This window comes from Pandoraea commovens, from assembly GCF_902459615.1.
GTDB classification, from domain to species: domain Bacteria; phylum Pseudomonadota; class Gammaproteobacteria; order Burkholderiales; family Burkholderiaceae; genus Pandoraea; species Pandoraea commovens.
The window spans coordinates 194,479-207,505 of record NZ_CABPSA010000005.1; the positions used below are offsets into that span (position 1 = coordinate 194,479).

Consider the following 13,027-nt stretch of genomic DNA (forward strand, 5'->3'; position numbering starts at 1 on the left):
GCAACATCGCATCAAGTGGCGTTCCGTACCCTTTCGGGATGCCACCGTCAGTACAGCGTGATACAACAACGCCTATGTGCGACGCTGCGACGGCTCGTGGCGTGGCGCATCCCCACAGGAGAGAGACGTCATGGCATTCAACCGTCGTTCGCGCAACGTCACGCAAGGCGTGGCACGCTCGCCCAACCGCTCGATGTACTACGCGCTGGGCTACAAGGAAGAAGACTTCGACAATCCGATGATCGGCGTGGCCAACGGCCATTCGACGATCACCCCGTGCAACGCGGGATTGCAGCGTCTGACGGACGCCGCAGTGGAAGCGATCAGAACTCATCAGGCCAATCCCCAGACCTTCGGCACCCCCACCATCTCCGACGGCATGTCGATGGGCACCGAGGGCATGAAGTATTCGCTCGTCTCGCGTGAAGTCATCGCCGACTGTATCGAGACGGCCGTGCAGGGCCAGTGGATGGACGGCGTGGTCGTCATCGGTGGCTGCGACAAGAACATGCCGGGCGGCATGATCGCGCTCGCACGCATCAATGTGCCGGGCATCTACGTCTACGGCGGCACGATCAAGCCGGGTAACTGGAAGGGCAAGGATCTCACCATCGTCTCCTCGTTCGAAGCCGTGGGCGAATTCACCGCCGGGCGCATGACCGAGGCCGATTTCAAGGGCATCGAAAAGAACGCGTGCCCGACCACCGGCTCCTGTGGCGGCATGTACACCGCCAATACGATGAGCTCGTCGTTCGAAGCGCTGGGTATGTCGTTGCTCTACTCCTCGACGATGGCCAACCCCGATCAGGAGAAGGTCGACTCGGCCGCCGAATCGGCGCGGGTACTGATCGAAGCGGTCAAGCAAGACCTCAAGCCGCGCGACATCATTACGCGCAAATCCATCGAGAACGCCGTTGCGCTGATCATGGCGACGGGCGGCTCGACCAACGCCGTGCTGCACTACCTGGCAATTGCCCATGCGGCGGATGTCGAGTGGAGCATCGAGGACTTCGAGCGCATTCGCACACGCGTGCCGGTCATCTGCGATTTGAAGCCCTCGGGCAAGTACGTGGCGACCGATCTGCACAAGGCCGGTGGCATTCCGCAAGTCCTCAAGATTCTGCTCGACGCCGGCCTGCTGCACGGCGACTGCATGACGATCACCGGCCGCACCATTGCCGAAGAGCTGAAGGATGTGCCGTCGGTGCCGCGCGCCGACCAGCACGTGATCTTCCCCGTCGATCGCGCGCTTTACAAAGAGGGGCACCTCGCCATCCTCAAGGGCAATCTGGCCGAAGACGGCGCCGTCGCCAAGATCACCGGCCTGAAGAACCCGGTGATCACCGGCCCGGCGCGCGTGTTCGACGACGAACAAAGCGCCATGGAGGCGATCCTGAGCGACAAGATTCAGGCGGGCGACATTCTGGTGCTGCGCTATCTCGGACCGAAGGGCGGGCCGGGCATGCCTGAGATGCTGGCACCGACGTCGGCGATCATCGGCAAGGGGCTCGGCGAGTCGGTCGGCTTCATCACCGACGGCCGGTTCTCGGGCGGCACCTGGGGCATGGTGGTCGGACACGTGGCACCGGAGGCGTTCGTGGGTGGCACCATTGCGCTCGTGCAGGAAGGAGATTCGATCACCATCGACGCGCACAAACTGCTGCTCCAGCTGAACGTGGCCGACGACGAACTCGCCAAACGCCGCGCCGCGTGGAAAGCCCCTGCCCCGCGCTACACGCGTGGCGTGCTCGCCAAGTACGCCGCATTGGCGCAACCGGCTAACAAGGGCGGCGCGACGGGCTGATCCGCAGGAATTGCGCGTCGCAATTGCGACGAAGCACATCGGCCTGAACCAACGGCACGTCCCGCGACACGGCGGGCGTGCCGTTTTTCATGCGTCGTCGTGCCGCGCAGAATGGCGCAATTGCCGCCGTATAATGGCGCGTCGATGCATCTGCCCAAAGTCGTCGCCCACAGACGTCCCTGTCATGCAGCCTCGCATCGGATTCCGTCAACACGGTCGGGGAGTATCGAATGAAGGGATTTGCCGGCGTTCGCGCCGGGACGATGATGAGCCTGTGGCTGATGGCCGCCGCAACCGCCTATGCACAGTCTGCACCGCAGTCCGATGTGCCCGATCACCGCGTGATGGAGAAGCTGGCCCGGGCACGGAACTGTATGACGTGTCACGCCACCGACCGCACGCTGCTCGCGCCGTCCTATCGCGACATCGCAAAACGTTACGCCGGGCAACCCGGTGCCACGGAAGAATTGACACGCTCCATCTCGGACGGAAGTCAGGGGAAGTGGGGCAAGATTCCGATGCCCGCGGGCTTGCAACTCGCGCCGGGCGAGGCGAACGATCTCGCACGCTGGATTCTCGGGATGGTGCCGGGGCGTCGCCCCTGACCGACACGCGGGCCTCCCGCGTCACCCGTTCTTTCGATCACCCCTGCGAGCGCACCTGTTTCGCTACCTCTTCGATGACGGCCTGCCGGATACGATCCGGCAGTTGCGCCTGCAAAGCGTCCGCCACCTGTTTGCCGATCAGTTGCACCAGCCAGGACGTCTGATCGATCAGCGCGTCGTGACAGCGCCGCTCCACCATCGTCGTAATCTCGTCGGCCAGTTGCAACGTGAGCCGCGCGCTCACACGCTCGGCAAACACCGCGACATCGGCCGGGACACCCTGTTCAGCCACCGGCGCGGCAGCCTGCTTATCACCCACAGCGTCCTCAGCGCCCGCAGGCACCGTTTCGCCCTCAGCAAGCACTTCGGTCAGCGTGGGAATGCCGGGGTCGTTGCGCTCGGGCTCGTTCGTCACGATCAACCTCGCTGGTCGTAGTTGTTCAGGGTGTAGCCACGATCGCGGTAAAAGCGATAACGCTCGCGCGCACCGGTCAGGTCCTCGGGCGTGTCGCCGATGATTTCCACCACCCGTTCGAAACGCGCGAAGTGCGTGGGGACGCGGTTCGCCAGATTGAGCATGACCTGATGGTGCTGGGCTTGCTCGTCAGGTCCGGCCAGCACGACCGGCGTCTGGGCTGCGACCGGGTCGGCCGTAAAGCAATGCGGGACGAACTCCAGAGGCGAGAACGTCCACAAGGTCTGATCGAACGCCCGCAGCACGTCGGGCTCACCGACGACCACGAGCGTCTGCCCGGCCCCGTAGACCTTGCGCGCGAACCGGCACGCATATTCGAGCCGGTCCGCCACATGCGTGTGAAAGTCGACGCGGGTCACCGGGCTTCGCGATCGAGCAGGAACTGCGTGAGCAACGGCACCGGACGGCCCGTGGCCCCCTTCGCCGCGCCGCTCTTCCAGGCCGTGCCTGCGATGTCCAGGTGCGCCCACTCGTACTTTTCGGTGAAGCGTGCCAGGAAGCAGGCCGCCGTCACGCTACCGGCCGGACGCCCGCCGATGTTCGCCACATCGGCGAAGTTCGACTTGAGCTGCTCCTGATATTCATCTTCGACCGGCAGACGCCAGGCGGTGTCGCCCGTCGTGCGGCCAGCGGCCAGCAGTTCGTCGGCGAGCGCGTCGCTCTTCGAGAAGAGGCCCGAATTCACATGGCCCAGCGCAATGATGCAAGCGCCCGTGAGCGTGGCGACGTCGATCACCGCCGCCGGGTTGAAGCGCTCCGCGTAGGTGAGCGCATCGCACAGGATCAGACGGCCTTCGGCGTCGGTGTTGAGCACTTCGATGGTCTGACCGGACATACTGGTGACGACGTCGCCCGGCTTCGTCGCCTGACCGCTCGGCATGTTCTCCGTGGCAGGCACGATGGCGATGACGTTGAGCTTGAGGCCCATCTCGGCGACCGCGCGGATCGTACCGAGCACGGAACCCGCGCCGCACATGTCGTACTTCATCTCGTCCATGCCCTCGCCCGGCTTGAGCGAGATGCCACCCGTGTCGAACGTCACGCCCTTGCCGACCAGCACGATCGGGGCCTGCTTGGCGCCGGCGCCTTCATATTTAAGGACGATGAACTGCGGCGGCTCGACCGAGCCACGGGCGACCGACAGGAACGAACCCATCTTGAGCGCCTCGATCTGCTTCGGTCCGAGGATTTCCGACTTGAGCTTGAACTCGCGTGCGAGCTTGCGAGCGGTGTCGGCCAGATACGTCGGCGTGCAGACGTTGCCCGGCAAGTTGCCGAGGTCCTTGGTGAGCGCCATGCCGTTGGCGATGGCCTCGCCCTGCTTGGCGGCCACCTTGGCGGCCTTCAGATCGTCCGGGGCGACCGAGAACACGACCTTGCGCAGCGCGGTGTTGGCGGCTTCGACCTTGCTTTTCATGCGCGTGAAGCGATAGGTCGCCTCGCGCAGGGCGAGCACCGAGGCGCGCACGGCCCAGGCGGTATCCTGACCCACGACCTTGGCTTGCGGCAGCGTCCAGAGCGCGTCCGCGGCGCGCGAGGCGAGCACGGCGCGCACAGCAGCGCGCGTGGCTTCGTTGAAACCTTTCTGCGAGAGCTGGTCTTCGCGGCCCAGACCGACGAACAGCACACGTGCCGGACTCCATCCGGCGACTTCGTGCAGCATCAGTGTGCTGCCGAGCTTGCCATCGATTTCGCCGCGCTTGACCATGCGGGCGAGCAAACCCTTGCTCGCGCCGTCGAGCGCCTTGGCCAGCCCTGCGAGCGGCTGCTGCTCGAACACGCCAACCACCAGACATTCGGTCTTTGCGTTGGCGAGACCGGCTTGGCCCGCCTTGGTCGAATCGAAGGCTTTTGTGCTAAAGTCCATCGCGCTTTCCTCGGGTAAAATTCGTACGAGCCGCAATTATCCGCTTTTTTCCGCGCTCGCCCAACCGCGAGAGCACCCAACCGTCATCACATGATTTTTCAGCGTTCCCTGCAGCGCGAGCTGAACTACACCGCCGGGGCCGTCTTCATGGTGCTGATCACCGTCATGCTAACGACGATGATGATCCGCATCCTGGGCTTCGCCGCGTCCGGGAAAGCCGATCCGCGCGACGTTCTCGTGCTCATCGGTCTGGCCGTCATCGGCTACCTCGCCGTCATTCTGATCGTGACGCTCTTCGTCTCGATCCTGTTCGTCCTGACCCGGTGGTACCGCGACTCCGAAATGGTCGTGTGGTTTGCCTCGGGACTGTCCATCACCGACTTCATCAAGCCGGTGCTGCGCTTTGCCACGCCCTATCTGGCCGTCATCACCTTCTGCGCGCTGGTTGCCTGGCCCTGGGCGAACCAGCAGATCTCTCTGCTCGAAGCCCGCTTCGCCCAGCGCGACGACGTCTCCATGATCTCGCCGGGCCAGTTCCGCGAGAGCGCGGCGAGCCATCGCGTGTTCTTCGTCGAGACGGTTTCGCCGGACGCCACCAAAGTCCACAACGTCTTCGTCTCAGGCACGGAAAACGGCAAGGTGAGCGTCGTGGTGTCGAAAGACGGTCACATCGAGACGGCCAAGGACGGCAACCGCTATATCGTGCTGGAAAAGGGCCGTCGCTACGACGGCGTGCCGGGTCAGCCCGATTACCGCGTGATGGAGTTCGAGCGCTACGGCGTGAAGATCGACAATCCGACGACCGCAAGCGCCGACAACACGCCGACCAAGGGCGTGCCCACCGCGCGGCTGTTCCGTGAAATCCAGAATCCGATCTTCCGCGGTGAAATCGTCTGGCGCGTGGGCTTGCCGCTGCTCGCACTGGCGCTCGTGCTGCTCGCCGTGCCACTGGCCTATCAGAATCCGCGTCACGGGCGCACCGTCAACCTGGTCATGGCCGTGCTGATCTATCTGGGCTACACCAACCTGCTGAGCCTGTCGCAGGCGTGGGTCGCGCAGGAACGTCTGCCGCTGGCCATCGGCGTGTGGCTGTTGCATGCTCTGGCCTTGGCGGTCATCGTGCTGCTTTACGTGCGACGCGTGCGTTTTCGGGGTCTTTTCAGCCGACGCCGTAACAACGGTTCCGGCGCGGTGCGTGCATCGGGAGGGGCTCGCTGATGCGCGTCTATGAGAAATACTTCGCGCGCCAGATCTATCTGGCGTTCCTGTTCGTCTTGCTTGCGTTCGTCGGCCTGTTCGTCTTCTTCGATCTGGTGAGCGAACTGGGCGACGTGGGCCGCGGCGGCTACCGCTTCCAGCACGCGCTGGCGTACGTGCTGCTGTTCGCACCGCAGCGCATGTACGAAATCATTCCGGTCGCCTCGCTGATCGCGGCCATTTACGTGTGCGCCCAGTTGGCCGGGAATTCGGAGTTCACGATCTTCCGCGTCTCGGGTCTGTCCACGGGACAGGCGCTGCGCTCGCTGCTGAAGATCGGTTTCCCGATTGTGCTGATCACGTTCGTCATCGGTGAGTACATCGCCCCGAGCGCCGAACAACTTGCGCAGAAGATCCGCCTCGAAGCGCTCGGCAGCTCGGTCTCGGCAGGCTTTCGATCAGGCGTGTGGGTCAAGGACACCGTCGACCAGGACGGTAGCCGCGTGACCCGCTTCATCAACGTCGGCACCCTCAATCCGGATAACACCATTGCCGACGTTCGCATCTACGAGTTCGACGCGAAGCTGCGCCTCGACAGCGTGCGACTGGCCAAGCTTGGCCAGTTTGCCCCGCCCAACGCCTGGAAGCTGACGGATGTGTCCGAAACGGTCTTCAGCGCCATCGACGACGCCTCGGCCAACAACGATCCGTTGCGTGCGCTGGTGCAGAGCAAGCAGGTGCACATCGACTCGGTGCAGATGCGCTCGGAACTGACCCCGCAAATTCTGTCCGTGTTGATGGTCTCACCCGACAACATGGCGATCGGCAGTCTGTACAAGTACATCGGCCACCTGAAGGAAAACCAGCAGAACACCGATCGCTACAACCTCGCGCTCTGGCAAAAGCTGCTGTATCCGCTCGCCGTCTTCGTGATGATGGCGCTGGCCCTGCCGTTCGCCTATCTGCATGCACGCGCCGGGGCCATCGGCCTGAAGGTGTTCGGCGGCATCATGCTCGGCATGAGCTTCCAGTTGCTCAACAATCTGTTCTCGCATCTGGGCCTGCTCAATACATGGCCTGCGTGGTTCACAGCGGCGTTACCGTCCCTGCTCTATCTGGTGCTCGCCATCGGGGCGTTGCGCTGGGTGGACAAGCACTGAGGACGCATCGATGCACGGCAAACCCGGCGTCGTTCTCTTTGCCCACGGCTCGCGCGACCCGCGCTGGGCCGAACCGTTCGAGCGTCTGCGCGACAAGCTGATCGCGCAGCGCCCGGACGCCGATGTCCGGCTCGCGTTTCTCGAACTGATGACGCCGAATCTGGCCGACGCCGTCGCCGATCTCGTCTCGCAAGGCTGTCGGGACGTCACCGTCGTTCCGGTGTTTCTAGGCCAGGGCGGTCACGTCCGGCGCGATCTACCGCTGCTCGCCGATGCCTGTCGCAGCGCGCACCCCGGCATCACCTTACGTCTGAGCGCCGCCGTGGGCGAAGACGATGCGGTGCTTCAGGCACTCGCCGTGTACTGCGCTAACGAACTGCCGCGCGCCTGAGCGTCAGTCCCGCATCCTCGCCTCCCCGGCTCCCCGCCTCACCCTCCCCTCACGCCATTTCCGGCCGCGCCCAACTTCGGGGCTTTGAACGCAATCTGCAAGTCGTTGCAAGGGCCGCGCCGCCAAACTGATGTCTCGCGACCGGTGGGCCATTTTTATCTCATTTCGATCCCCCCCCAAGCTCTCACGCTTGGCGCCGGTTCCATGTCACTGCACGGTAGTCCCTTTTCGACGGGAGTCCTGGCATGTATTCAAGAGCCGCCGACACATCAGGCACGTCAGTTGTCCTTCCGTATCGGGACGATGCGATGGTCGACGCTGGGCATGCCACCGTCCTGAGGAGCGTCACCCACTTCGACAGACTGGCGACAATCGCCCGGACAATTCTCGACGAATCCCCGGAGGCACAACCGGCGCTCGGTTTCATGCTACGGCTCGCGGAGGAAGGTGTCTGCCCAGCCGATCTGGCGGCGTTGACCGATGGCCTCCTCGACCACCTGGCGTACGCGTTCGACACGCGTCCGTGGCTGACGACCTACCTTCTGGACACGTTGCCGGGTCGACTTGCACGGCGCGCCCCGTGGGAAAGCGTCGAAGACGTTTGCCATGCGCTCCTCGGTGCGTCCGCCTTACGCGATCTCGAACGGTCCTTGGCGCGCGCCAAGGGTTCACTACCGGAAACGTGCCATTACGGCGGCGCGTGGAGCCGACACTTCTGCCGGTGGCGTCAGTCGATTGTCGACGCATGTCAGGACTTCCTGTTGCTCGGTAGCGGCGTGCGTGCATCGAACGGCATCACTCGGATGATGCTCACCTCGTCACCGCCACCGCCCGTCAATGTGCGCACATTCGATTTCGGCCGCGCCGGGGCGACCGGATACGTACTCGGGATTCTTTACGCCTCATCGATCTGCCACGTCACCCGTCCCGACTTGCCGCCCTCGCTGACCCGATATCGATCGCCGCCCCCCAACATCGACGTCGACTTCGAATGGTCCGCCACGGGGACATGCACGCGCCAACCCGACAGTCCCGTCGCGGAATCGACGCAGTCAGTCCTCGGTCGGCTGGAACACATCGTCGGCAGCGTCGAACGCTTCGTCATGGACACCGCCATGCCGGTCATCGAGCATCTCCCCCACGCGCTCGATCGGCTCCTGTTTCCCCCGCCGCTGATGTTCCCGACGACCGCCGCCGACTTGCCTGCGACGGCCGCGCCGCCGCCCGCGCTCCCCGACATGTCGCCGTCCCCCGAATTGCAACGTCTGATCAACACAGCGCATTTCTGGCGACACCGTGCAGCGACGCATAAGGCGCTTTCCAGCACATTTTCTCCGTTGCTGACGTTTTCGCCGCCGCCGAACGAGGCGGAATTGCTGCGTAGGCAATTCACGAACGTCACTGAGTTCACCGGCTTCGAGTTGAGCGATCTCCGTCTCAGACGCCACGCACCGACAGATCAATCGAGAATCAGGCAGGTGACGCACTGGTCTCTTCAAGACGGCGCCCAGCAGGTTCGTGATCGCCGACTGAATATCGGGCAGCCCACGCAGGGGGAGACTTTCGACATCAGTCTGGAAACCCGCCCCGGCGCAGTGTACGAATCTCCAACGGTCATGGGGGCAGACCGCTTCGACAGCATCGTCACACAGTGGGAAGCGGCGTGCCGCGAGCGGGTCGCCCGGACATGGCAGCCCCCCGCCGAATTCGAGACGATTGCAACGTCCCACCTCACGAACGTCACTATCTCCACGCTTGCCCTCAGCGATCTGACACTGTCCTACGTTAATGGGCTGATCTCGAATGAGGCGTTTTATCTCGCACATGCGGCGCTCACCAACGCAACGCTCTCGAACGATCCGTCGATGCCCGCATTTTTGGCGCACCGGCTCGAATTGACGATTTACAGGGACGGTCAGGACCATGTCGCGGCCCCCGCCGGAACGTGCGTGATCGGCAAGCCGTCCGGAAACGGCGTCACATTGCTGTACCTCCAGGGCCACGCACCGGCATGGCGCGCTTTCGCCTCGTACGAGGCCTTTTTCGACGCTATCGATAGCGACACGCTGGCGCTGCGCGCCACGCTCAGTGAAAGACTGCCGATCCCGTTGCGCGACCAAGCCGCAAAAAGCGTAGCGCTAGTGACGTTGCGCGAAACAAACGTTGACCTGCCACTTCAGATCGCATCCCAGGCGACCCTCGACGTCATCAAAGCTGACGGCGCACTCCAGGCCATACAGCGCGACACCGCTGCGCGCATCACGCAATACGGCAAATGGTTGTCCGGTACGAGCACGCAGGGGATGGAACAGGGACTGGACACATTTCGGCGCGACTGCGCCCACGCGGACATCGCGCTGCCGGGGCGGCCGACCGATATCACACTCAACGATGTTGTAAGAATTTCTCGTTTGGAAATGCTGCGATTCGACCTGTCGATGGCGGTTCCACAGATTAAGCGGATCACACGGCGACATCTCAAGGACCGACTCGGACGGGCAGGCTTCCACCCCCACGATCCCGATCAGATTTACGTCAAACTGGCTCATCGGGAAACCCTGACGCTCACCGATGCCGTATTGCGCTCGACATCGTTCGAAGCGCCGTGGTGGGATTTTCCGCTGCTCGTGCGCGATGCTGGCGGCCGATACAGAGTTGCGACCCCTCTGGGCGCATCGCGGGCCTCGCCGACAATGGCTAGCAAGGTACTCGACAAATCATGGGAGGAGGGTGTGCGTAGCGCGTTCCGGGACGCCGCCACGCATTTCTGGGAGACGTCGCGGGCCAACGTGCGCAAGGTACTCAAGGCGGAGTTCATTGCGCAGGTGTGGCTATTGCGTGCGCAACGCAAAATGCCCGTCGATCAGGCGCATATTGCCGCGCGAATCGCGGGGCCGATTGAACTCGCTCGTCTCGATGGCACAGAACTCGAGCGTGAGATCGGCGAGCCGAACGTCGAGCGGGAATGGCTGCGCATCGGTGGAACGACGACGAGCCTGATGCGAGTCTCCATCGTCGGCCGATCACCATGCCTGCTGATCGCGCCCTATGCAGAGGGCTTGCGTGTCTATGGTTTCGACGATCGCGACCGCATGGCGGTCTGGTTTCGCGAGCAGATGCGCGACGAGACGTCACGCGAGCGCATCGCCGGTACGTTCGTCGGCCAACGCCCTGCCGCCCCCTCATGGCATGAGAAGGCCACGCTCGACGCACAGCGCATGAGCGACGCGCAGCCCGTCGACACGTTCACAGCCGTGGCATCGGCATACGAGGCGCGCCAACAACAACCGAACACCACACCCGACGACACGCCTGCGGCCGCCCCCTTCCTGGCCATCATGGACACCTTCTCGAAAATCGACGTCGCTTTCGGCCTGGGCACCTGGTTTCTCCCGTTTGCTCGCCCGGTAAGCACGATCTACTCCATGATTGACGCGGGCATCGGCCTCACCGGAATCGGTGTCGGCGCAGTCACCCACAACGAGGACCTGTTCCAGCAGGGGTGGCAATCCATTTTGTCTGCGATCGGTGCACAGGGTCTGGCCGCTGCGAATTTCAAGGCCAAGTTGTTCGTCACCGGAGACCTGCGCTACAGGTACTTCATCTCACAAGCGCCGGTCGCAGCGGATAGGACGATTGTCGGGCTGCATCGGATCGGCGATAGATTTTATGCCGCCATCGACGCCGAGACCCGGGCGTATATCAGGTTCGATGAGTCGACGGGCTTCTTCCGTATGACGCCGGAAGCATCGTCGGATGTCGAGGACACCGATGCTCCGCTCATGCATATGTCGCCTGCGGGGGAGTGGCATGTTGTCTCGGCATCCAAATCTGTCCCGCCCGTCCTCGACGATCCGCATACTGCCTGGCGCATCGACCAGGCGTTTCGCTCGCGCTACGCCACGTTGCGCGACGCCCGCACGCCAGACTTCGACATCGCCCGACGCTCGGTAACTACCGTGGATACGACGCAGACCACCATGCCGTTGTCGTGGCAATTGCGCTTGCTCAAGCTCGACTTCCTGAACCCTGCGCAATCCAACCCTGAGGTACTCGGCAAGCTCGCCGGACGCATCGCCTACCTGCAAAACGCCGTGGATGCGGCGGAGACGGTCGCGCTTAGCCCGATGGCGGAAGACGCGCGTCGCCTCGGCGCCAGCTACCTCGGCGTCACACAAAGTCCCCGCATGTACGTGGGGCATGTTCGGATGGGCCTGCTACGCGCGTGTGCGCTCGTTCCCTACCGATACTCGATCGAGTCGATGGTGAGGCTTTTCAATCAGCAGGCGCGACTGGTTCCGGAATTGTCGGCGTGGCTGGTAGCTGACCTGAGCCAATTGGGAAAAATAACGATCCGATATCTGGACCTGCCATCGGCTGGCCGGGGCGCGGTAGCGCTCGACACCGTCTTTGAAGGACAGCAGGGGACAACCCGCGCTTTCGAGGTGACAGCAGGCGCCCGAACGCTATTGCTGGGCCGCCATATCGGCCGTGAAGGCGTGCCAGCCTACTACTTTCTCGATCCGGCGAATGCCATCGTCGTCCACCCCGAGGCCGCCGTCGTGCTGGGACTGATGCGCAGTCACCTGAGCGCCCTCTTCGAGGACGCCGCGACCACCTTCCACATCAGGGAGATCGACCTGGAATGGCTGGCCGATATTCATGTCGTCCGCCCCTTCACACAGCCTGTCCCGATCCGCATCGCACTTCATATTTGAGGAGTGCATTTTCAGAGGAGCCTTCTGCATGTTTCACACAGAGTTGACCATCTCGGCGTCCGCCAATATGTGTTTCCCTTTCGATGCCCCGACGTCGAATTCAACATGTCCAATGCGCCAGGATATCTCACGAGATTTCACTGCGCTTCAACAGGTCGAGCGTGGCGCGCTGCAACATCGAGAATCGATCCGCACGTGCGAATGGTTCACGAACCGATTGGAGCGAATGCAGAACAATATCGCAGCGTTCAACGCTGCACTCGGCGCACTGACGCGCAGAGAAGACGCCAGAGCACTCAGGGCGCCCGATACACGGGACCTCGTGTTGGCCAACCTCATCTCGATGTCGTCCGATACCCAGGTCGATAGCGCACTTCGCGAACTCGTTCACGCCATCAATCACCGCCCTTGCGGAGAGTCGGTTCAAGACGTTTGCGAACGTCGATTCGGTCGTTCGCTTTTGCGCGACATCCAGCAGTGGTTCGCACGCAATGAGCAGGTCTATCAAGACCGTCTTAAGCACGAAACGCGGAGGGATTTTGTGGCGTGCCTGGTCGCGGTGGGCTTCCTTGGACGCGACCACATCGCCGCGGCAGTCCGCGCCACCATTCATGCACTCCAGGCATTCCGGTGGGCTGGCACGGGCCGCGATCCGCAAAACGAGATTACCCAGGACAACCAAGTCGCGCTTCGTCCGGGGGCCGACAACTGAGTCGCTAGAGTCGTCAACACACACAATCGCGCGACCACCTGACATGGTGGCTGCGCGTTCGTCAACAGCTTCGCCCCCCAGGCGCCACGCGCGGGAGT

10 protein-coding genes are annotated in these 13,027 nt (G+C 63.2%); 7 read left to right on the forward strand and 3 right to left on the reverse strand.

Annotated elements, in window-relative coordinates:
• Positions 1 to 130: 130 nt before the first annotated feature.
• Together ilvD and PCO31010_RS16135 are read left to right on the forward strand one after the other, a co-directional pair.
• Positions 131 to 1,804 carry a dihydroxy-acid dehydratase gene (gene ilvD / locus PCO31010_RS16130; RefSeq protein WP_150665141.1) on the forward strand — a complete coding sequence of 558 codons (1,674 nt, stop codon included), beginning with the start codon at positions 131 to 133 and terminating at the stop codon, positions 1,802 to 1,804.
• A gap of 230 nt (positions 1,805 to 2,034) precedes the next feature.
• On the forward strand, positions 2,035 to 2,409 hold the full coding sequence (locus PCO31010_RS16135) for a c-type cytochrome (RefSeq protein ID WP_150665142.1): 375 nt from the start codon (positions 2,035 to 2,037) through the stop codon (positions 2,407 to 2,409).
• Positions 2,410 to 2,446: 37 nt separating this feature from the next.
• Here PCO31010_RS16135 and PCO31010_RS16140 read toward each other — a convergent pair whose 3' ends face one another.
• The 3 genes from PCO31010_RS16140 to PCO31010_RS16150 are packed head-to-tail and all read right to left on the reverse strand — an operon-like array spanning position 2,447 to position 4,751.
• A complete protein-coding gene (locus PCO31010_RS16140) occupies positions 2,447 to 2,824 on the reverse strand; it encodes a DUF2486 family protein (RefSeq protein ID WP_174984816.1) in 378 nt (125 codons plus the stop codon).
• A gap of 2 nt (positions 2,825 to 2,826) precedes the next feature.
• The gene (locus PCO31010_RS16145) at positions 2,827 to 3,243 is read right to left on the reverse strand and encodes a DNA polymerase III subunit chi (RefSeq protein ID WP_150665144.1); all 417 of its coding nucleotides are present in this window, start codon (positions 3,241 to 3,243) and stop codon (positions 2,827 to 2,829) included.
• The gene (locus PCO31010_RS16150; RefSeq protein WP_150665145.1) at positions 3,240 to 4,751 is read right to left on the reverse strand and encodes a leucyl aminopeptidase; all 1,512 of its coding nucleotides are present in this window, start codon (positions 4,749 to 4,751) and stop codon (positions 3,240 to 3,242) included. The genes PCO31010_RS16145 and PCO31010_RS16150 overlap by 4 nt, the downstream gene beginning before the upstream one ends.
• Positions 4,752 to 4,841: 90 nt before the next feature.
• On the opposite strand from PCO31010_RS16150, the gene lptF reads away from it, so the two are divergent.
• The 5 genes from lptF (at position 4,842) to PCO31010_RS16175 (ending at position 12,929) form a co-directional block, all read left to right on the forward strand.
• Positions 4,842 to 5,969, forward strand: coding sequence for an LPS export ABC transporter permease LptF (gene lptF, locus PCO31010_RS16155; RefSeq protein WP_150665146.1), 1,128 nt, complete (start codon positions 4,842 to 4,844; stop codon positions 5,967 to 5,969).
• On the forward strand, positions 5,969 to 7,108 hold the full coding sequence (gene lptG / locus PCO31010_RS16160; protein WP_150665147.1) for an LPS export ABC transporter permease LptG: 1,140 nt from the start codon (positions 5,969 to 5,971) through the stop codon (positions 7,106 to 7,108). Before lptF ends, lptG begins: the two co-directional genes overlap by 1 nt.
• Positions 7,109 to 7,118: 10 nt before the next feature.
• The gene (locus PCO31010_RS16165; RefSeq protein WP_150665148.1) at positions 7,119 to 7,499 is read left to right on the forward strand and encodes a sirohydrochlorin chelatase; all 381 of its coding nucleotides are present in this window, start codon (positions 7,119 to 7,121) and stop codon (positions 7,497 to 7,499) included.
• 245 nt (positions 7,500 to 7,744) lie between these two features.
• Positions 7,745 to 12,217, forward strand: a complete 4,473-nt coding sequence (locus PCO31010_RS16170) for a dermonecrotic toxin domain-containing protein (protein WP_150665149.1) — start codon at positions 7,745 to 7,747, stop codon at positions 12,215 to 12,217.
• A 28-nt stretch (positions 12,218 to 12,245) separates the two neighbouring features.
• Positions 12,246 to 12,929 carry a hypothetical protein gene (locus PCO31010_RS16175; protein ID WP_150665150.1) on the forward strand — a complete coding sequence of 228 codons (684 nt, stop codon included), beginning with the start codon at positions 12,246 to 12,248 and terminating at the stop codon, positions 12,927 to 12,929.
• The last annotated feature ends 98 nt before the right edge of the window (positions 12,930 to 13,027 follow it).

What these genes read in the sequence shown, in the direction of transcription:
- PCO31010_RS16175 (WP_150665150.1), top strand. Translation starts at nt 12,246, where the DNA reads ATGTTTCACACAGAGTTGACCATCTCGGCGTCCGCCAATATGTGTTTC.
- lptG (WP_150665147.1), top strand. Translation starts at nt 5,969, where the DNA reads ATGCGCGTCTATGAGAAATACTTCGCGCGCCAGATCTATCTGGCGTTC.
- PCO31010_RS16170 (WP_150665149.1), top strand. Translation starts at nt 7,745, where the DNA reads ATGTATTCAAGAGCCGCCGACACATCAGGCACGTCAGTTGTCCTTCCG.
- ilvD (WP_150665141.1), top strand. Translation starts at nt 131, where the DNA reads ATGGCATTCAACCGTCGTTCGCGCAACGTCACGCAAGGCGTGGCACGC.
- PCO31010_RS16165 (WP_150665148.1), top strand. Translation starts at nt 7,119, where the DNA reads ATGCACGGCAAACCCGGCGTCGTTCTCTTTGCCCACGGCTCGCGCGAC.
- PCO31010_RS16150 (WP_150665145.1), bottom strand. Translation starts at nt 4,751, where the DNA reads ATGGACTTTAGCACAAAAGCCTTCGATTCGACCAAGGCGGGCCAAGCC.
- lptF (WP_150665146.1), top strand. Translation starts at nt 4,842, where the DNA reads ATGATTTTTCAGCGTTCCCTGCAGCGCGAGCTGAACTACACCGCCGGG.
- PCO31010_RS16135 (WP_150665142.1), top strand. Translation starts at nt 2,035, where the DNA reads ATGAAGGGATTTGCCGGCGTTCGCGCCGGGACGATGATGAGCCTGTGG.